Source organism: Allofranklinella schreckenbergeri, from assembly GCF_003703475.1.
GTDB lineage: Bacteria > Pseudomonadota > Gammaproteobacteria > Burkholderiales > Burkholderiaceae_C > Lampropedia > Lampropedia schreckenbergeri.
In genome coordinates, this window is record NZ_RDQM01000008.1 from 39,139 (window position 1) to 59,407 (window position 20,269).

General features: G+C 66.9%; 15 protein-coding genes and 1 pseudogene. 10 read left to right on the forward strand and 6 right to left on the reverse strand.

Annotated features, from left to right (window positions below):
- Nucleotides 1–92: 92 nt before the first annotated feature.
- Complete coding sequence (locus EBQ26_RS07400; RefSeq protein ID WP_122238381.1) at nt 93–1,457, reverse strand: nucleoside recognition domain-containing protein; 1,365 nt, start codon at nt 1,455–1,457, stop codon at nt 93–95.
- A 602-nt stretch (nt 1,458–2,059) separates the two neighbouring features.
- On the opposite strand from EBQ26_RS07400, the gene EBQ26_RS07405 reads away from it, so the two are divergent.
- The 7 genes and pseudogenes from EBQ26_RS07405 (at nt 2,060) to EBQ26_RS13215 (ending at nt 10,665) form a co-directional block, all read left to right on the forward strand.
- A complete protein-coding gene (locus EBQ26_RS07405; RefSeq protein WP_122238382.1) occupies nt 2,060–3,145 on the forward strand; it encodes a helix-turn-helix transcriptional regulator in 1,086 nt (361 codons plus the stop codon).
- Between the two features lie 120 nt (nt 3,146–3,265).
- Nucleotides 3,266–5,398, forward strand: a complete 2,133-nt coding sequence (locus EBQ26_RS07410; protein WP_122238383.1) for a TonB-dependent receptor — start codon at nt 3,266–3,268, stop codon at nt 5,396–5,398.
- A gap of 180 nt (nt 5,399–5,578) precedes the next feature.
- On the forward strand, nt 5,579–7,300 hold the full coding sequence (locus EBQ26_RS07415; protein ID WP_238944233.1) for an ABC transporter ATP-binding protein: 1,722 nt from the start codon (nt 5,579–5,581) through the stop codon (nt 7,298–7,300).
- The gene (locus tag EBQ26_RS07420) at nt 7,297–9,096 is read left to right on the forward strand and encodes an ABC transporter ATP-binding protein (RefSeq protein WP_122238385.1); all 1,800 of its coding nucleotides are present in this window, start codon (nt 7,297–7,299) and stop codon (nt 9,094–9,096) included. The genes EBQ26_RS07415 and EBQ26_RS07420 overlap by 4 nt, the downstream gene beginning before the upstream one ends.
- 325 nt (nt 9,097–9,421) lie before the next feature.
- Complete coding sequence (locus EBQ26_RS07425) at nt 9,422–10,054, forward strand: integrase (protein WP_122238386.1); 633 nt, start codon at nt 9,422–9,424, stop codon at nt 10,052–10,054.
- A gap of 12 nt (nt 10,055–10,066) precedes the next feature.
- Nucleotides 10,067–10,372 (forward strand): annotated as a pseudogene (locus EBQ26_RS13210) (RES domain-containing protein); the annotation flags it as partial.
- Nucleotides 10,373–10,449: 77 nt separating this feature from the next.
- Nucleotides 10,450–10,665, forward strand: a complete 216-nt coding sequence (locus EBQ26_RS13215) for a hypothetical protein (RefSeq protein ID WP_449224044.1) — start codon at nt 10,450–10,452, stop codon at nt 10,663–10,665.
- 50 nt (nt 10,666–10,715) lie between these two features.
- On the opposite strand, the gene glnA is transcribed toward EBQ26_RS13215, so the two are convergent.
- Nucleotides 10,716–12,131: a type I glutamate--ammonia ligase gene (glnA, locus tag EBQ26_RS07435; RefSeq protein WP_122238387.1), complete on the reverse strand. Its 1,416-nt coding sequence runs from the start codon at nt 12,129–12,131 to the stop codon at nt 10,716–10,718.
- Between the two features lie 233 nt (nt 12,132–12,364).
- Here glnA and EBQ26_RS07440 point away from each other — a divergent pair, with 233 nt between their 5' ends.
- Both EBQ26_RS07440 and EBQ26_RS07445 read left to right on the forward strand, forming a co-directional pair.
- The gene (locus tag EBQ26_RS07440) at nt 12,365–12,844 is read left to right on the forward strand and encodes a hypothetical protein (protein ID WP_122238388.1); all 480 of its coding nucleotides are present in this window, start codon (nt 12,365–12,367) and stop codon (nt 12,842–12,844) included.
- 24 nt (nt 12,845–12,868) lie between these two features.
- On the forward strand, nt 12,869–13,747 hold the full coding sequence (locus EBQ26_RS07445) for a DUF4124 domain-containing protein (protein ID WP_122238389.1): 879 nt from the start codon (nt 12,869–12,871) through the stop codon (nt 13,745–13,747).
- Between the two features lie 111 nt (nt 13,748–13,858).
- Here the strand turns inward: EBQ26_RS07445 and EBQ26_RS07450 are convergent, their stop codons facing one another.
- The gene (locus tag EBQ26_RS07450) at nt 13,859–14,593 is read right to left on the reverse strand and encodes an ABC transporter substrate-binding protein (RefSeq protein WP_122238390.1); all 735 of its coding nucleotides are present in this window, start codon (nt 14,591–14,593) and stop codon (nt 13,859–13,861) included.
- A 424-nt stretch (nt 14,594–15,017) separates the two neighbouring features.
- Here EBQ26_RS07450 and tldD point away from each other — a divergent pair, with 424 nt between their 5' ends.
- Entirely contained in the window at nt 15,018–16,583 is a 1,566-nt protein-coding gene (gene tldD, locus EBQ26_RS07455) for a metalloprotease TldD (protein WP_122238391.1), read from the forward strand.
- Nucleotides 16,584–16,728: 145 nt separating this feature from the next.
- Here tldD and EBQ26_RS07460 read toward each other — a convergent pair whose 3' ends face one another.
- The 3 genes from EBQ26_RS07460 to EBQ26_RS07470 all read right to left on the reverse strand — a co-directional run bounded on the left by EBQ26_RS07460 (nt 16,729) and on the right by EBQ26_RS07470 (nt 20,268).
- Entirely contained in the window at nt 16,729–17,214 is a 486-nt protein-coding gene (locus EBQ26_RS07460; RefSeq protein ID WP_122238392.1) for a putative toxin-antitoxin system toxin component, PIN family, read from the reverse strand.
- 174 nt (nt 17,215–17,388) lie between these two features.
- Nucleotides 17,389–18,819 (reverse strand): dihydrolipoyl dehydrogenase, encoded by a 1,431-nt coding sequence (gene lpdA / locus EBQ26_RS07465; RefSeq protein ID WP_122238393.1) that lies wholly within the window; start codon nt 18,817–18,819, stop codon nt 17,389–17,391.
- Nucleotides 18,820–18,930: 111 nt separating this feature from the next.
- A complete protein-coding gene (locus EBQ26_RS07470) occupies nt 18,931–20,268 on the reverse strand; it encodes a dihydrolipoamide acetyltransferase family protein (protein ID WP_122238394.1) in 1,338 nt (445 codons plus the stop codon).
- Nucleotide 20,269: the final 1 nt, after the last annotated feature.

The window sequence follows — 20,269 nt, forward strand, 5'->3', positions numbered from 1 at the left end:
ACGAACCATCCAGAAATTACAAATCAATGGGATAAAAAATCACCCAGTTTCGGCATGTTTGGCAACAAACAATTTTTACATTGAATTGCAAATCAAGCAAACAGATAGCGACAAATGGCCACCGAAGCCGCCACCGCCACCGCATCGGCCAGCAGCGCCGCGATCAACGTGTGGCGGATGCGGCGCACCTGCACCGCGCCAAAGTACACGGCCAGCACGTAAAACGTGGTTTCGGACGAACCCATCAAGGTCGACACCAGATAGCCCGTGTAGCTATCGGGCCCAATGGCCGGATCGGTGAGGATGGAGGACATCACCCCATACGAGCCTGAACCCGACAGCGGCCGCAGCAGCGCCATAGGCAGAGCCTCGGCGGGCAAGCCCAGCGGGGCGGTGACGATGGCCAGCGTGCCCACGATGGCTTCCAGCGCGCCGCTGCTGCGCAGCATGGCCACCGCCACCAGAATCGCCACCAGGTAGGGCATGATGCGCAAGGCCACCTCAAAACCCTCCTTGGCCCCATCCACAAATGCCTCGTACACCCTCACGCGCCGCGCCGCGCCATAGAGCAAAAAGCCCAGCATCATCCCCGGCACGATCCACGGCGCAATGGCCTTGCCCCAGACGATGCTGGCAGGAATCGCCAGCGCAACCCCCAGCAAAGCCAGCAGGCTGACCCACAGGGGATACGCGCCCACATCGTCCGCATCTCGCCTTGCTCCCTCCGTCGCAAACTGCGCCACCCACGGGCGGGGCATGGCCTGCTCCTGCGCCAGCTCTTGCGCGCTGGGCGCGCCCACCGGGAAAAGGCGCTGAAACCACAAGGCCGCCGCAATCGCCGCCAGCGTGGAAGCCACGGTGGCAAACAGCGTGGTGGGCAAAATCCCGGCCGGATCCATCGACCCCGCCGACGCCCGAATGGCGATGACCTTGGCGGGCAGCAAAGTCAGCCCCGAGGTGTTGATGGCCAGAAACAAGGCCATGGCGTTGGTGGCCGTGCCCGGCCGGGGGTTGAGCGCGTCCAGCGCCTGCATGGCGCGAATGCCAAAGGGCGTGGCCGCATTGCCCAGGCCCAGGGCGTTGGCGGACATGTTCAAAATCATCGCCCCCATGGCCGGGTGACTGGGCGGCACCTGCGGAAACAACCGCACCATCAGCGGGCGGATGAGCTTGGCGATCACGATCAACAGCCCGCCTTGCTCGGCCACCTTCATCAGGCCCAGAAACAAGGCCATCACCCCCACCAGCCCAATGGCCAATTCAATGGCGCTGCCAGCGGCGGCGATCATGGACGAAGAGAGCTGCTCCATCGGGCCACTTGCAGTCTGTGCTGCTTGTGCGGCCTGCGCTGCCTGCGCGGCATTGCCAGCGTCACCAGCGGGCGCAACCCAGTGCCACTGCCGCCAGGCCGCAGTGGCAAAAGCGATGAAGACAATGAGCAGAAAAACGCTGTTCATGGCGAGCAGGAAAAGAAAAAGCCAGCGAAAGAAAAAAGGCAGCGCCCCGCAGGTGAGGGACGGCTGCCTTAGCAGGCTGCTGACAAACCCCTTCCCCTGATCCAAAGCACAAGACAATACGGCATGCGCAGAGCCGACACTTACACCGAGAGCCTGTTCAGCATCAAAAAGTTTGGGCAGCCTGCGGCGCCCGCGAAGCCTCGCCATAGCCTGAGGCGACTGTCATGGCTGTGTTTTGCGCCTTGCCGCCCATCCCAGCCCACTACTTGCCCCCTGCTTGCCCACTCGCGCCGAGATTTTGAACAGGTCCTCAAGCAGCCTCACAATCTGAGCCCTTCCAATTTCGCCAAACTCGCAGACAAAGTCGCGCCAGCAGATCTACAAGGACATCACCGCCCGCAAACTGCCGGCGCTGAAAGTGGGCCGGCCCGCAACCCATTGGCAAGCTCCATCGTGCGGCAGCCATACACCTCATCAAGCGATGTGAACGGCGCGGCCAGCCCCTTGATGCAAAATGCAAGTCATTTGCAATACGGCATTCCGCAGGCCCGCCCTGCCGGGTTGCCTCACTGCCGGGACACCCCGGATTGGAGCCTTGCCGCATGTCGTCCGCCCCTGATGCCTTGTCTGCCTCCGCTGCTGCGGCCACGGCCAGCGGCGGCGAGCCTTTGCTGCCGTTTGACTGCATGCAGCGCAATCTGGGGCGCTGGCTGCCGGTCAGCAACGTGGCCGGCGGGCGGCGCGAGGCGCGCAGCGTGTTCGCCGAGAGCGCCATGCGCGGCTGCGCGGGCCTGGCGGAAATGCCCGGCGGCCTGGCGTTGTGCAGCTTTCACATGCAGACGCCCAAAGGGGTTTGTTTCAAGCCCGCAGAGCAGCCCGATGCCTGCGCCCTCACCCTGTTCTACCCGATTGCTGGCGGCATGAGCTGGCGCGACAGCAGCGGGCAGCGCGAGCACATGGATGGCGAGGGCGCGATGTACTGGGGCTGCGGCGTGGCCGATTGCCAGAGGGGTCAGCTTGTTCACCCCGGCACGGTGCGTTACGTGGCATTGGCCTTGCCGCATACCGCCTTGCTGCACTGGCTGGCCCAGCCCGAAGGGCACTTGGCCGAGCAGCGCCTGCTGCATTGCCTGCGGCACCGCAATGATTTGCAGCCCATCAACGCCCTGCCCATGAACGCGGCCATGCGGCGCGACGCCGCCCGCCTGCTGGCCCTGCACATGGCCTGGCAGGGCAGCAGCGGGCCAGGCAGCGCGCCGGGCATGACCCTGGCGCACAGCCTGCAGCTCGAAGGGCTGGCCCTGGGCCTGCTGGGGCAGTGGCTGGCCCTGCCCGATGCGCACGCGCACAGCCCCTTGCACGCGCGCCAGCGCCGCGCCGTGGATGAGGCGCTGGACATCATCCACGCCGAATACGCCCAGCCCCTTTCCATCCACACGCTGGCGCGACGCATCGGCACCAATGAGTGCTATCTGAAGCGCGACTTCAAGGCCCGCACCGGCCTGGGCGTGGCCGCTTACCTGCGCCAGTTGCGCATGCAGCAGGCCGCGGCCTTGCTGGAAGAAGGGCGCTTGAGTGTGCAGGAGGTGGCCCGCCACGTGGGCTATGCCAGCGCCAGCCGCTTTGCCCGCGCCTTTGCGCAGGCGCACGGCCACCTGCCCTCCAGCCTGCGCGAGCGCACATCCTGACGCCTGATTAATTTCCCGTCCGGGCCAGCCGTTTCCCGTTTTGGCGATGGCAAGTCAACAAAAATGACTTGCATTCAAACATTGCACCCGCCTTCTTCGTGAAGGGACAAGGAGACTGCCGTGCCCCCTCTTCAGCCCTGGCCCCCGGGCCGTGTTTGCCCTTCTCTGGCCGCCGCCCTGCTGGCCTGCGCCGCACTGCCTGCCGCGGGGCAGGCGCCGGCCGCCCCTGCCGGTGCGGAGGACGCCACCACCCTGCCCGCCGTGACCGTGCAGGCCCGCCGCAGCGCCGAGCAGGCGCGCGACCTGCCTTTGACGGTGCAGGCCGTGGATGAGGTTGAGCTGGAGGAGCGCCGCCTCAACCATCTGGAGGATCTGCTGCGCGGCACGCCGGGCGTGGAGGTCAACACCTGGGGCGGCGCCAGCAACGCCAACGTGCGCATACGCGGCATCGGCTCGCTTTACCAGTCAGGGCCGGACGACACGTCCGTGGTCGTCGATGTGGATGGCGTTCCCACCAGCGCGGGCAACGCAGCGCTGGGCTTGCTCGATGTGGAACAGGTCGAAGTGCTCAAAGGCCCGCAAAACGCCCTGTTTGGCCGCAGCAGCAGCGCGGGCGCGATCAACATCCACACCCGCCGCCCCGTGCTGGGCCACACCGGCGGCCACGCCCGCGCCGAAGCGGGCAGCGGCCACCAGCATCTGGCCGAAGGCGCGTTCAATCTGCCGCTGGGCCAGCGCGCCGCCGCCCGTCTGGCCCTGCGCCACAACGCGCAGGACTACGACTACGTGAACCTGAACACGGGCAAGCCCGTCTCGCGTCCGCGCGACTTGAGCTGGCGCGCCAGCTTGCTGTGGCAGCCGCAGGCCGCTACCGAGGTCGTGCTGCGCGCCAGCGGCCACGACGCCCGGCGCTATCAGGGATCCATGCTGCTGCGCCCTTATGGCGATCCGCCGGGCCAGAGCCTGAGCCGCGACGGGCTGATCGACGACAACCGCCGCCAGATCGGCCAATACGCCGTGCAATTGCAGCACGATCTGCCCTGGGCGCGGCTGACGGCGGCCAGCAGCCATGAGCGCACGGACAGCGATGTCATCAACATGACCGGCAGCGAAGTCGTCCTGCCCATGCTCGGCGTGAACATGGAGTTGCCCCAGCGGGTGCTGGAAGACGGCACGAACTGGAACCACGACCTGCGCCTTGCCTCGCTGCCGGGCAGCCGCACCTTCTGGGTCGCGGGCCTGAACCACTATCGGAGCGGCCGCCGCTACATGCAAAGCCACCCTGGCGGCCTGTTCGACCACGACATGGACACCCGCGCCAGCGCCATTTATGGCGAAGCCACCTGGCCGCTGGGCCGGCAGCTCAAGCTCACCACCGGCCTGCGCCACACGCGCGAGCGCAAAAACTACGGCGCTCTCTACAGCCCGCGGGGCTTTGCCACCACATCCGACAGCCGCAGCCTGAGCGATGGCCTGACCACCGGCCGCCTGGGCCTGGGCTGGGCCGCCAGTGCGCAAACCAACGTCTACCTGACCTATGCGCGCGGCGCCAAGGCCGGCGGCTTCAACGAATACGCCACGCAGGCAGCCGACGGCGTGCCCTACCTCAGCAGCAAGGTGGACACGCTGGAGCTGGGCGTCAAAAACGAGCTGGCAGGCGGCCTCCTGCACCTGAACGCGGCGCTGTTTGCCAGCCGCGTCAAGAACGACCACCTGATCGCCTTCAACCCCAGCACCCTGGCCAACCAGTACATCAACGCCGATGCCCGCAGCCAGGGGCTGGAGCTGGATGCGCAGTGGCGCGCTGGAGGCGGGCTGACTTTCAGCGGTGCGCTGAGCTGGATCAATGGCGATATCCGCCGCGACGTGGTCACCAACACCCCGGCGGGCGACGTGCGCGCGGGCAACCGCCTGCCTGACGTGCCGCGCCTGTCGGCCTTGCTGGGCGTGCAGTGGCAGCGCGCGCTGCCTGCCTTCTGGAGCCTGCGCTCGCCCGTGCTCAACGCGCGCCTGACGCTGCGCCACGTGGGCAAACGCGCCGCCGATGTGCAAAACAGCTTTGACCTGGACAGCTACAACAAAGTGGACCTGCGCCTGGGCCTGGTCAGCGGCAACACCGAGCTGTACCTGTGGGGCGACAACCTGCTGGACGAGCGTTACGACCTTTTCGGCTATCAGATCAGGCCCGGCCTGCAAGCGGGCATGCCCGCGCGCGGGCGCAGCTTCGGCGTCGGGCTGACGCACCACTTCTGATCTCATCAAGCTTCATCAAGCCAGACTGGATTTGACCCAGCAGCCCAGGTGCGCAAGCAGATGGGCTTGTGATCGCAACAAACCTCTTGCCCGCCCATGAGCCAAGCGCCTGAGTCCGCCGTACCTGCCGCGTCCGCCGCTTCTGAGCAGCCGCCCGCCACGGACAGCCCCTGGCGCATCATGGCCCCGGTGCGCGTCCGCGTGGGGCTGGCCGTGGCGCTGGCTTGCGCCTCGGCGGTGCTGGGCGTGGGGGCGCTGGCCTGCCTGGCGCTGGCGCTGCGCGCGCTGCTGCTGGCGCCAGGGCAGTGGCCCTGGGCGCCCATGCTGGCGCTGGCGCTGTGCACGGTGGCGGCTTTCGTGCTGCGGCTGCTGGCCTTTGACGTGTCGCACCACGCGGCCTTCCGGCTGGAGGTGCTGCTGCGCACGCGTCTGGCGGCGCACATGGCGCGGCTGCCGCTGGGGCGGGCGCAGGCGCTGGGGGCGGGGCCTGTGGCCAAGGTGATACACGACGACGTGCAGGCGCTGCATGTGTTCGTGGCCGATTCAACGCCGCTGCTCGCGCGGGCCTGCGCCGCGCCGCTGGCGGCGCTGGCGGCCCTGCTGTGGCTGGACTGGCGGCTGGCGCTGGCGGCGCTGGCCGTGCCCGCGCTGGGCTTTGCGCTGATGGCGCTCGTCGTCGGCGGCAGCCGCGAGGTGAGCGCGCGCTACAACGCCGCGCGCGAGCAGGTGGCCGAGGCCATCGTCGAGTTCGTGCAGGCCATGCCGGTGGTGCGCACCTTTGACACGGGCAGCGCCAGCTTCGGGCGCTACCAGGCGGCGCTGGCGGCCTACCGGCAGGTGCTGCGGGATTGGTACGCCAGCGTGCGCTTCGTGGCGCGCTTTTCGATCGCCATTCTCTCCATGCTGCCCACGCTGGCGGTGCTGCTGGGGCTGGGCGCCTGGCTGCTGGCGGGCGGCAAGCTGACATTCGATGTGTGGGTGGCGGCGCTGCTGCTGGGCGCGGGGCTGGCCGAATCACTGATGCCGCTGATGAGCCTGCACCACTTGATCGAAAAGGCCAAGCTCAGCGTGGGCCGCATCCAGCGCCTGCTGGCCGAGCCGCCCCTGCCCGAAGTGGCCGCGCCAGGCGCGCAGCCGCAGGACACCAGCGTGGTGTTTGACAACGTGCATTTCAGCTACGAAGCAGGCGGCGCGCCCGCGCTGCAAGGGGTGAGCTTCACGGCCCCGGCGGGCCGCGTGACGGCGCTGGTGGGCCCATCGGGCGCGGGCAAAAGCACGGTGGCGCGGCTGATTCCGCGCTTTTGGGACGTGAGCGCGGGCCGCGTGCTGGTGGGCGGCGCCAACGTGCGCGAGATGCGGGCCGACACGCTGATGCAGCAAGTGGCCTTCGTGTTTCAGGACACCTTTCTCTTTGCCGGCAGCATCGCCGACAACATCCGCCTGGGCTGCCCCGAGGCCAGCATGGACGCGGTGATGGCCGCCGCCCGCGCGGCGCAGGCGCACGACTTCATCATGGCGCTGCCACAGGGCTACGACAGCCCGGCGGGCGAGCGCGGCGTGCAGCTCTCGGGCGGCCAGCGCCAGCGCATCACCATCGCCCGCGCCATCTTGCAGGGCCGCCCCATCCTGGTGCTGGACGAGGCCACTGCCTTTGCCGATCCCGAGAACGAGGCCGCGCTGGTGCAGGCGCTCGCAGCCCTGATGCGGGGCAAGACCGTGCTGCTGGTGGCGCACCGCCTGGCCACCGTGCAGGACGCCGACCAGATCCTGGTGTTTGACCAGGGCCGATTGCTGGAGCAGGGGCGGCACGCGGCGCTGCTGGCGCGCGGCGGGCGCTACGCCCGCCTGTGGCACAGCTGGGAGCAGGCGCAGGGCTGGCGCCTGCCAGGGGGGCAGGTATGAATGCCCCTGCACGCGCCCCCACCCGCTCCCGGTCTTGGCGCGCCACCTGGCGGCTGCTCATCGACAGCGCCGCGCCCCATGCGCACGCGCTGCGGCGCAGCCTCTTGATGCTGGCCGCCGCCGCCGTGCTGCAAGGGCTGGCGCTGGCGCTGATGCTGCCCATCTTCAGCGCGCTGCTGCCTGCGGCGCAGGGCCGCGCAGCGGGCGCGCAGGCGCTGGCGGCGGCGCTGCCCTGGCTGCTGGGCTTTGGGGCGCTGGCGCTGGCCGCGCTGGCGCTGCGCTGGCGGGCGCAGTGGTTCGACTACGGCGGCCAGCAGGCCGACGCCGTGCACCGCCTGCGCAGCCTGGCGGGCGAGCAGCTGCGCCGCATGCCGCTGCTGCAACTGCAGCAAAAACGCGCGGGCGAAATGGGCGCGGCCCTGCTGGGCAACGTGGACGAGGGGCTGAACTACACCATCACCATCGCCACGCTCATCACCCAGTCGGCGCTGACGCCGCTGGCCGCCGCGCTGGGCGTGCTGGCCTGGGACTGGCGGCTGGGCCTGGCCCTGCTGCTGGTGTTTCCGGCGCTGATACCGCTGTACCGCTGGCGGCGGCCCGCTTTCGGGCGCGGCATGCGCGCGCTGGCCGAGGCCAACGCGCAGTGCAGCGGCGACGTGCTGGAATACGCCCAGGGCCTGGCCGTGCTGCGCGCGGCGCGCTGCACCGGCGCGCGCGCCGCGCGCCTGCAAGAGAGCTTCGAGCGGCTGGAGCGCATGCAGGCGCTGGGGCAGAAAAAAGGGCTGCGCCCCAACCTCATCATCAGCAGCGTGGTGGAGCTGTCGCTGCTGCTGGTCATGGCCGCAGGGGTGAGCTGGGCCGTGCGCGGGCAGATGGACGTGGCCGTGCTGGCCGCCGTGGCCGTGATGCTGGCGCGCTTTGGCGAGCCGCTCTCGACCGTGGTGTCGATGACCGCCATCGTGGAACTCATCGAAACCGGGCTGGAGCGCATCCACGCCCTGCTGGCCGTGCCGCCGCTGCCGCAGGCCGCGCCCGCGCAGGCGCCCACGGCCTTCGACATTGCCTTTGAGAACGTGGACTTCGCCTACGCCGACGGCGCCCCGCCCGTGCTGCAAAGGTTTTGCGCCCGCCTGCCCGCGCGCGGCATGACGGCGCTGGTCGGCCCCTCAGGCGGGGGCAAGACCACCATCACCCGCCTGCTCATGCGCCACGCCGACCCGCAGGCCGGCCAGGTGCGCATCGGCGGGGTGGACGTGCGCCACATCCCGCCCGAGACGCTGGGGCGGCTGGTTTCCGTCGTCTTTCAAGACGTGTACCTGTTCAACGACAGCGTGCTGGTCAACATCCGCATGGCCCGCCCCGAAGCCAGCGAGGACGAAGTGCACCAGGCCGCCCGCGCCGCGCAGTGCCTGGACTTCATCGAGCGCCTGCCCCAGGGCTGGCACACCCGCATCGGCGAAATGGGCGCCAGCCTCTCGGGCGGCGAGCGCCAGCGCATCAGCATCGCCCGCGCCCTGCTCAAAAACGCGCCCATCGTCGTGCTGGACGAGCCCACCGCCGCGCTGGACACCGAAAGCGAGCTGGCCGTGCAGCGCGCCATCGAGGCGCTGGTGCGCGAGCGCACCGTGATCGTCATCGCCCACCGCCTCTCCACCATCGCCGGGGCCGGGCAAATCATCGTCATCGACCAGGGCCGCGCCCTGGAGGCAGGCACGCACGCCGAACTGCTGGCCAAAGATGGCCGCTACGCCGCCCTCTGGCGCGCCCAGCAAGGCGCCAGGCAGTGGCGGGCCTGAGAGCCTGTTCAAAGTGGCGGGCAAGCAAGCGGATTTGGGCGGTCTGCGGCGTTGCAAAGCCTCGCCGGGCCACGCGGCCCGTCTGCGTTTTGCGCCTTGCAGCCCATCCCAAACCGCTTCTTGCCCACTCGCGCCGAGACTTTGAACAGGCTCTGAAAAAGCCGCTCCGTCCATTGCCTTGGCACCTGTTGAGCGGGCGACTGCACGATGCAGCCATAGGCGGGGGCTCTGACAGTCAGGCATGGGATTCAGACGAGTCAAAATTGACAAACGCGACAAAGGAGAATAACTTCCTCGCCATCACAAACCCAGTTCAGAGACCGGTATGCCCAAAGCCATCGAATTCATGAGCGAACATCTGCCAGCTGTGACGGTGCGCGATGTGCAGCGCTTTGCAAACAGCATCGAAATCCGCGATGCCAAGACCTTTGCGGCTCAATTGCAGGCCTTTTTCCAGGAGCGCCTTGCCGCAGCAAAGCTGTCTATGCCCAATCCTGCGGTGGACGCGGCCTCCTCGCAACCGTTTGTCAGCAAGGCGGCCGCGCTGCATGCGGATACGCGCTGGACGCCCAGTGAAACCGACATTCAACGAGGCCGCGCCATGCTGCTGCAGGCTTTCAAGCAGCCGCACAACCTCAGCCCTGCGGATTTCGCCCAACTGGCAGACAAGTCGCGCCAGCAAATCTACAAGGACATCGCTGCCCGCAAACTGCTGGCGCTGAAAGTGGGCCCGCAGCGCCAAAGACTGCCTGACTGGCAGCTTGATCCGGTCAAGCAGCAATTGACACAGGCCGCGCTTGAGCAGCTCCCAGGCATTGATCACTGGAGCCTCTACCGCGCTTTGTCCGAACCGCTGGAAGGTCTGGGGGGGCGCTCGCCGGTGGCAGCGGTGACGCCTGAGACGCTCCAATCCGTACTCGAAGCCGTGTGCAACGCCCTGGGCGTTCAGGCACGCTGATGCGGCGCGCCCATGCATGACTGGCCGTCATTTCAGATCCAGGCCGGTGAACTCTTGCAGCATGTAAGCCGCACCGCCTATCGGCACACGCCCCTGCACTTTGGCCGAAATGCAGCCAACCGCTACGACGATCCGGCACGAGGCTATGGCGTGCTCTATCTGGGCTTTGAGCTGGCCACTGCGCTGATGGAGTCGGTGTTTCACAAACACCTGTGGCTTGAGGCTCCAAGCCGCGCCATCACGCTGCAGGAGGTTCGGCAGCGGATGGTGCGCGTCATCGAGGTGATGGCCAACATCCACCTGGCCGATGTCACGGCACCGGGCTTCATGGCCGCTGGCCTGGGCATGAATCTGGCGCAGCTGGCCTGCCGGGACTACGCACACACACACAGCGCTTGTCGGCCCAGGTGCATGCCCTGCAAGGGTGCAACGGCCAGCCATTGTTCGACGGCGTGCTTTATCCATCGCGCAACAACTACCCGGCCAAAAGCATCGCGCTGTTCGATCGTGCGGCCGCCAAACTGCGCGTCGATGACGACATCGACCTGGATCTGCACCGGGATTGGCCAGATTTCGTCAAGGCTTACCGCATTGGCATACAAGACATCTAAAAAGCCGCACGCGCTCCAGCGCAAGTGAGCAAGAGATCAGCAATAGGCGCTCACAGCGAGTAATACATCTCGAATTCCAGCGGGTGCACGGCCTGGCGAAAGCGCGTGACTTCGCCCATCTTCAGCTCGATGTAGGCGTCCAGCATGGCGTCGGTGAACACGCCGCCTTTGGTGAGGAAGGCCCGGTCGGCGTCCAGTGCTTCGAGCGCCTGGTCCAGGCTGTGGCAGACGGTGGGAATCAGCGCATCCTCCTCGGGCGGCAGGTGGTACAGGTCCTTGGTGGCCGCCTCGCCGGGGTGGATTTTGTTTTCCACCCCGTCCAGCCCGGCCATGAGCAGCGCGGCAAAGCCCAGGTAGGGGTTCATCAGCGGATCGGGAAAGCGCGCCTCCACGCGGCGCGCCTTGGGGTTGGTGACGAAGGGCACGCGGATGGAGGCCGAGCGGTTCTTGGCCGAGTAGGCCAGCTTGACCGGCGCTTCAAAGCCGGGCACCAGGCGCTTGTAGCTGTTGGTGCCGGGGTTGGTGATGGCGTTGAGCGCGCGCGCGTGTTTGATGAGGCCGCCGATGTAGTACAGCGCAAAGTCCGACAGCCCCGCATAGCCGTCGCCGGCAAACAGGTTCTTGCCATCCTTCCAGACCGATTGGTGCACGTGCATGCCCGAGCCGTTGTCGCCCACGATGGGCTTGGGCATGAAGGTGGCCGTCTTGCCGTAGAGGTTGGCGACGTTGTGGATGACGTACTTTTGCAGCTGCGTCCAGTCTGCGCGTTTGACCAAGGTGCTGAACTGGGTGCCGATTTCGTTTTGCCCGGCCGCGCCCACTTCGTGGTGAAAGACTTCGACGGGGATGCCCAGCGATTCGAGCACCAGCGACATCTCGGCGCGCATGTCCTGCGTGCTGTCCACCGGCGGCATCGGCACATAGCCGCCCTTGGGGCCGGGGCGGTGGCCGCGGTTGCCGCCTTCGAGCTTGACGCCGCTGTTCCAGGGCGCTTCGTATTCTTCGATTTCAAAGCTGACCTTTCCGGGGGAGTTCTCCCAGCGCACTCCGTCGAACAGAAAGAACTCCGGCTCGGGGCCGAAGTAGGCCGTATCGCCCAGGCCAGAGGCTTTCAGATAGGCCTCGGCGCGCTTGGCAATGCTGCGCGGGTCGCGCTCGTAGGGCGTGCCGTCGGCCGGATCGACCACATCGCAGGTCAGAAACAGCGTGGGCTCCTGGAAGAAGGGGTCGATGTTGGCGGTGTCGGGGTCGGGCATGAGCAGCATGTCCGAAGCCTCAACGCCTTTCCAGCCCGCCATGGAGGAGCCGTCAAACGCATGGCCGCTTTGGAATTTGTCTTCATCGAAATGGGAGATCGGCACCGTAACGTGTTGCTCTTTGCCACGGGTATCGGTGAAGCGGAAATCAACGAATTTGATCTCGTTGTCCCGGATCATGTCCATGACGTCATCGACGGTTTTTGCCATTGGGGCTCCTGAGTGTGGGTGGAATGCAATTAGAAAAGGGGATGCCGTGTGTCAGCGGGTGCGCGATCATAAGACAAGCCAAGGACGCGCAAAGCCACGCCAGGCCAGGCTTTGCGCACGTTTTGCAGCGCCGCCAGGTCAACGCCACAGCGCTGCTTGCGTTGCCTGCTGGCACGGCTGAGCGGCCCCATTCACAAACCTGCTCACCTGTTCAAAAAACCTCTTTTTGCACCATGCAACACTTTTTTTCCTTATCCCCAAACTGGCCGCACACGCTCCGACGCAGGCTATCGGCCCTGCTGGCATGCGGCGCGGCGCTGACCGTGGCCGGTTGCGCCACGCACACGGCTTACGAGCAGCCCTGGCAAGCCGATGGCGGCCCCGGTTATGGTCACGGCTACGGCCACTACCACCGCCATCACCCCGACTACCGCCACTACGGCGCTGGCCCCTGGTACGAACCCGGCCCCTGGCCCCGCCACCGCTACTACGGCCATGACGATGGCTACTGGCCCCGCCACCCTCCCCTGCCCGGCTATGCGCCACCGGGCTATTACAGGCCCGATGCGCCGCCGCCGCGCGCGCGCATCCAAGACAACGAGGCGCAAGCGCGCAAGCGCGAACGCATGCGGCAACTGCTGGAGCAGCCCTTCCACGAGCGCGACGAGCGCACCGCCCCTGCCCCCCGTCGGCTGGAGCCGGACTTTCCCTGAAGCGGGTTTTCCCCCAAGCGAGTGATGCCACGCCCTGCCCCCTTCTACGCCGCCCTCCATGCCGCGCTCATCGCCGCCGGCCTTGGGTGGGCCAGCGGCGGCTTTGCCCAGGTGCTGCGCTGCACCGCCGCCGATGGCAAGGTGACTTACACCAACAGCCCTTGCCCTGCTCACACCCAGGCGCTGGAAATCGAAGCGGCCAAAACCCCCGAGGAACTCGCCGCCCAGCGCCAGCGCGATGCCCAGGCCCAAGCCCTGCGGCAGCAACGCCAGCAAGAGCGGCTGCACGCCCTGCAAGAGCGCCGCGCCAAGGCGGAAATCGAAGCGCTGCAAGCCATCAGCCAATCCACCCGCCACACCGAGCCGGACTACACCGCCAGCGCCGCCTGCCGCGCGGCGCAACGCCGCGTGCAAGAGGCCATGCCGCGCGATGGCCGCTACAGCCAGGAAGACCGCCAGGCGCTGGAGCAAGCGCAGGACGTCGCCGATCGCGCCTGCTTAGGCCCCGAGGGCTACGCCCAAGTGCAGCGCCAGCGCGCCATCGCCCGCCACACCCGGCCCGCCGTGCCGCCCAGCCCGTCGATCGTGCTGCTGCCCGTGCCGCCCTCCTGGCCGCTACCGCCCTGGCACCCCGATCCGTGGCCCCACCCGCCGCCGTCCTACGGTTTGCCGCCCGCCATGCCGCCTCAAGTGCAGCCTCATGCGCCGCTGCTTGCGCCCCCCATTGCGCCACCCACCGGCTTATCCCCCAAGCCGCCACGGCAAACACCCCGCCCTGCGGACGCGGGCCTGGCCCCCATCCTGCCGCCCCCTCGCCCGCCCGCGCTGCACCCGGCCTCACCAGCCTCCAGCCAAGCGCCCGAGCTTGAGGAAGGCTTTCCCAAAGAACGGAAAGCCCCTTGAATTACCAATCAAAAAGAAACAAAAACACCTTTTTTTGGCATGATGATAAATATATTATTTTTATCTTGATTTGTAATTCAAAGACATGTTGCAAGGCTGCACCAGGGCGCCCTAACCCGCGTCCGCTGGCGCCACCGAGGCCCCCTCGATCCCATGCCGCGCCAAGGCTTGCGCCACCGTGCCGTCGGCCTTGGCCTGTTCGATGAAATCGGCCAGCGCTTGCGCCGCCGCCTCGCCCCTGCTGCGCAGCAGGCCCAGCGCCTGGCGGATCAGCATGAAATGCCCGGGCAGCAAGCGCAGGCCACCCACGCGCGCGGCCTCGGCCTCGATTTGCTGGCGCACACCGGCGGCCACCTCATGGTCTTGGGCCAGAAAATGCGCCACCACAGCGGGCGAGCTGGGCGCGCGCTCAATCGTGGCGTGCGCCAGCGTGCGCGAGAGGTACAAGTCGTAAGCGCTGCCCTGCCCCACCGTCACGCGGTGGCCGGGGCGGTCCACCTCCTCATTGCGTTGCAGCGGCGAATCCTGTTTGACCAGATAGCTGCCCTCAATCAGCACATACGGCGGCGTGAAGGCGATGTGCTCGGCGCGCTTGGGGTCAATGGCGAAAAAGCCGAAATCGGCCTGCCCGGCTTCGACGGCCTTGACGGAATCGGCCGCGGTCTCCCACACCACCAAATCCAGCTCCAGCCCCAGCTTGTGGGCCAAGGCGCGCGCCAAGTCGATGGACACCCCCGCTGGCGCGCCGCTGGCATCGCGCCCGGCCAAAATGGGATTGCCCACGTTGATGGAGGCGCGCAAACGCCCCGTCGGGGCCAAAAGCTGCTGCAGGGAAGGGGTTGGCATAGGGGAAGTCTCCTGTGGGTTGGTTGGATGTGAGGGGCCTGTTTCAGAACCTGCTCCAGGCGAGCGAACCAAAGGCGGAGTCTAGAGCGTGTTATGCACTTTCCGCCCCCCGCGAGAGCGCCCCGGCGGGTGCAGTGCAAGGCGCAGTCCCCGCCGCAGCCTGGCTGCGCTGCAAGGGGACGGCAACGCCGCAATGCACATGCCGGGGCGCTTCTCCCTTCGGGCTGGCCCCAAAACCATGCACTCGCTGCGTTGCCACGCTTGCCAAGGCAACCAGCCTTGGCCGCGCGTGACGCCTTGCGATTACACGGTTTTGGGGCCAGCGCGGGGGAGCGCAAAGTGCATCACACGCTCTAGGCCAGCCATACCGCGCCGAATCCGGCTGGCAGGCGTCATTTCAGGCCCGCCTCTACAATGCCACCCCATGACATTTACCGCCCTTCGCGCCCCCTCTGCCGCGCCTGCCCAGGCCACATCCGCCGCCTCTGCCGCCTTGCCATCCGCCTGCGGCCACGGCCAGGCCGACGCCCCAACGCTGCAAGCCACCCAAAACAGCCTCGACATCGCCCAGCGCATGCTGCTGGAGCCGTTTGGCTTGCAGGAAAGCCATTTGCAACAGACCTTGCAGCACATCCGCCAGCGCCAGGTGGACGATGCCGATCTGTACTTCCAATACACCCGCCATGAGGGCTGGAGCCTGGAAGAAGGCATCGTCAAAACCGGCTCCTACAGCATCGACCAAGGCTTTGGCGTGCGCGCCGTGGCGGGCGAGAAAACGGCGTTTGCGTATTCGGACGACATTTCCGCCGCCTCGCTGCTCGATGCTGCCGCCACCGTGCGTGCCATCGGCGCAGGCCGCGCCAGCGGGGCCAAGGCCAAGGTGGGCGCACGCAGCCTGGCGAGCAGCCGCGCGCTCTACGCCGGACTCGATCCGATCGACACCCTGGGCAGCCAGGAAAAAATCGATTTGCTGGGCAAGGTCGATCGGCTGGCGCGCAGCCGCGATCCGCGCGTGACGCAAGTCATGGCCAGCCTGGCCAGCGAATGGGACGTGGTGCTGGTGGCGCGCGCCAACGGCACGCTGGCCGCCGATGTGCGCCCGCTGGTGCGCCTGTCGGTCACCGTCATCGCCCAGCAGGGCCAGCGCCGCGAAGTCGGCTCCGCTGGCGGCGGCGGGCGCTTTGGCCTGGCCTATTTCGACGATGCGCTGGTGCAGCAATACGTGGCCCAGGCGGTGGATGCAGCGCTGGTCAACCTGGATTCGCGCCCCGCGCCCGCCGGCGAGATGACGGTGGTGCTCGGCCCGGGCTGGCCCGGCGTGCTGCTGCACGAAGCCGTGGGCCACGGGCTGGAGGGGGATTTCAACCGCAAAGGCTCCAGCGCCTTCAGCGGCCGCATCGGCCAGCGCGTGGCGGCCAAGGGTGTAACAGTGCTCGACGACGGCACCCTGGCCGGGCGGCGCGGCTCGCTCAATGTGGACGACGAAGGCCACCCCAGCCAGCGCAATGTGCTGATTGAGGACGGCATCCTGGTGGGCTACATGCAAGACGCCATGAACGCCCGCCTGATGAAAACCGCCCCTACCGGCAACGGCCGCCGCGAGAGCTACGCCCACATCCCCATGCCGCGCATGACCAACACCTACATGCTCGGCGGCGACATGGACCCGCAGGAAATCGTCGCCAGCATCGAGCGCGGCCTGTACGCCACCAACTTCGGCGGCGGCCAGGTGGACATCACCTCGGGCAAATTCGTCTTCAGCGCCAGCCAGGCCTGGTGGGTGGAAAAAGGCAAGCTGCTCTACCCCGTCAAAGGCGCCACGCTGGTGGGCAACGGCCCGGAGGCGCTCAAGCAAGTGAGCCTGATTGGCAACGACATGCAAATCGACACCGGCGTGGGCGTGTGCGGCAAGGAGGGGCAAAGCGTGCCCGTCGGCGTGGGCCAGCCGACCTTCCGCATCGAGGGGCTGACGGTGGGCGGCACGGTGTAACGCGCCGGGGCTGCCGCCGTTTTGCAATTCCAATTCATGGCAAATTAGAATTCAATACTATCATGCCGAAATTGGTTGATTTTATTTCGGATTGATTGGTAAATTCAATTCGAAAAACGCCCTTTTCCTTTTCAAGTGCGCGCCATCACCCCAGCTGCTGCGCCCGCATGGCCGCTTCCTGCGCAGCAGCCACCGTCGGCCCGACCCAGACGCCTGCGCGCGCCAGGCGGCGGCGCAGTTTGAGTACGGCCTTGTCCTTGGAGATCAACACCGCCTGGTGGGCCACGGCCAGGTCGATGAACTTTTGATCATCGCCGTCTTTGCAACGAATGGGCGTGGGCGCGGCCACGGGCACTTGCTGCACCGCCGCGTCAAAACGCGCCAGGATGGCCAGGGGCGTGTGGCCATAAAACGCCAGCCGGGGCTGCAAGTGCGTGTAGGCCAGCACATGGGCCAGCTCATCGCGCATGGGGGCGGTGGCAATCCAGCGCCAGCGCTGGGCGTCGGCAACCGCCGTTTGCAATTGCCTTTGCAGCTCGGCCATGGCGGCATCGCCAAACAGCAGCAAGTCCAGCACGATGTTGGTGTCCAGAATCAGAGGCTGCGGGGCAGGGGTTGATTTATTTTCCATATCAAATCAATTTTTCAAATTGAATTTTTCAATACCATCATGCCGAAATCAATTTCCAGTTTTTCTCATTGATTGGTAAAAATTCACACTTTTGCAGGCACGAAAAAGCCCGTGCCACAAGCTTGCGGCACGGGCGATGGGCAGTTTCGCAAAAAAAACGGTTAAACGAAGCGCTTAAACGTGCAGAGCCTGCCCCAGCGCGCGCAGCGCGGCTTCCTGCACCGCCTCGCCCAAACTGGGGTGGGCGTGGATGGTGTGGGCCACGTCCTCCAGATGCGCGCCCATTTCGATGGATTGGGCGAAGGCGGCGGCCAGCTCGGCCACGTGGCCGCCCACGGCTTGCCAGCCGAGGATGCGGTGCGTGTCCTTGCGGGCGACGACGCGCACAAAGCCGCTGGTGTCCTCCAGCGTCATGGCGCGGCCATTGGCGGCAAAGGGGAATTGAGCGGTGAGCACTTCATGGCCTGCGGCCTTGGCTTCATCGGGCGAGAGGCCGACGCTGACAACCTCGGGGTCGGTAAAGCACACGGCGGGGATTTGCGCGGGCTGGAAGTGGCGGGTTTTGCCCGCGATGATCTCAGCCACCATCTCGCCTTGGGCCATGGCGCGGTGCGCCAGCATCGGCTCGCCGGTGAGGTCGCCAATGGCCCAGACGTTTTTCATGCTGGTGCGGCATTGGTCGTCCACCTGCACGGCGCGGCCTTTCATGCTCAGTTGCAGGCCGTCCAGCCCGTAGCCTTCGGTGTGCGGGCGGCGGCCGGCTGCAACGAGGATTTGGTCGGCCTTGAGCACTTGCGGCTTGTCTTTTTCGTGCTCGGCGCCCGCAGGGCGGATTTCCACGCCCACGGTTTTGCCCTTGCTTTGCGCTGGCCCCAGCACCTGGTGGCCCAGGTAGAGGGTGATGCCCAGCTCTTGCAGGCGCGCTTGCACGGGACGGGTCAGCTCTGCGTCGTAAGCGGGCAGGATGCGCGGCGCGGCCTCGACCACGGCCACTTCCACGCCCAGCTTGCGGTAGGTGATGCCCAGCTCCAGGCCGATGTAGCCGCCGCCGACCACCACCAGTTTTTTCGGCAGTTGCTTAGGCGAGAGGGCCTGGGTGGAGGAGATGACGCGCTCGCCATCAAAAGGCAGCACAGGCAGCTCCACGGGCAGCGAGCCATTGGCCAGCAGCAGGTGCTCGCACTGGATGCGGTGCGTAGCCTGGCCTTGGGCGTCGCGCACTTCGACGGTTTTGCCATCGACGATGTGGCCCCAGCCTTGCACGACTTGCACTTTCTGGCGCTTGAGCAGCGCGGCCACGCCGCCGGTGAGGCGCTGCACGATGCCGTCTTTCCAGGCGATGGTTTGCGCCACGTCCAGCGTGGGCTTTTGCACCTGGATGCCCAAGGGGCTGTTGCCGCTGGCCTGGGCCTGGGCGCGGGCGAATTCGCCTGCGGCGTGGATCAGGGCTTTGGAGGGAATGCAACCGATGTTCAGGCAGGTGCCGCCCAAGGCCTGGCCTTCCACCAGCGTGGTCTGGATGCCCAATTGTCCGGCGCGGATGGCGGCCACATAGCCGCCGGGGCCGCCGCCGAGGATCAGCAGTTTGGTTTGGAGGGTTTGCATAAGCGATTGTGGTGTCGCATCGGCAGCGCGTGCGGGGCTGCTGGCACACTGGCCTGCTCTGCCCCGCTACTGCGCTTGCGCTGGCGCTGCCTTTGTGATCGGGAAATGAAGTTACTCGATGAACAACTGCGCCGGGGTTTCCAGCAAGGCGCGGATGGCCTGGATGAAGCGCGCCGCGTCCATGCCGTCCACCACGCGGTGGTCGAACGAGGAGGAGAGATTCATGGTCTTGCGGATCACGATCTGGCCGTTCAGCACCACGGGCTTTTCCACCAGGCGGTTGACGCCGACGATGCCCACCTCGGGGTGGTTGATCACCGGGGTGCTGACGATGCCGCCCAGCGCGCCCAGGCTGGTGAGGGTGATGGTCGAGCCGCTGAGTTCGTCGCGCGTGGCCTTGCCCGCACGAGCGGCTTCGGCCAGGCGCGCCACTTCGGCGGCATTGCCCCACAAATCGCGCGATTCGGCATGGCGCAGCACAGGCACGACCAGGCCGCCATCGGTCTGCGCGGCAATGCCCAGGTGCACGCCGTCGTAGCGGGTGACGATGCCCGCGTCGTCGTCAAAGCGCGCATTGATTTGCGGGAAGTCGCGCAGCGCAACCACCATGGCGCGGGCGATGAAGGGGATCATGGTGAGCTTGCCGCGCTCTTTGCCATATTGGGCGTTGAGCTTGCCGCGCAGGGCTTCGAGCTCGGTAACGTCCACCTCCTCCACATAGGTGAAGTGCGGGATGCGGCGTTTGGACTCCTGCATCTTCTCGGCGATCTTGCGGCGCAGGCCGATGACGGGCACCTGCTGCACGCCGGTGCGCGGCACGTATGGCGTGACGCTGGCCCCGCCGCTGGCCGCACCACCGTGCTGCTGGGTTTGCATGTAGGCGTCCAAATCCTCATGCAGGATGCGGCCGTGCGGGCCGCTGCCTTGCACGAATTGCAGCGCAATGCCCAGATCCCAGGCGCGGCGGCGCACGGCGGGCGAGGCCAGCGGGGCTTCGCCGTAGGGCCGCGTGGGGCCGCTGGGCGCAGCGCTGCGTGCGGCAGGCGCAGATGCCGCCGCAGGTGCGGGCGCCTTGGCGGCCGGTTGCGCTGCGGCCTGCGCGGGGGCAGCGCTGGCCGCAGCAGGTGCAGCGGCCGCTGCGGCTTGTGCAGGCGCCGGGGCCGCTGCCTGGCTGGGGGCCGGGGTGTCGGCGCTGACGTTGCCTTCGCCTTCGACCTCAATGCGGATCAGCTCGGAGCCTACCGCCATCATTTCGCCCAATTGCCCTTGCAGCGCCAACACCTTGCCCGCCACGGGCGAGGGGATTTCCACCGCGGCCTTGTCGGTCATCACATCGGCCAGCGGCTGGTCTTCGCGCACCATGTCGCCCACTTGCACATGCCAGCCCACCAGCTCGACTTCGGCAATGCCTTCGCCGATGTCCGGCATCTTGATTACATGAATACCCATC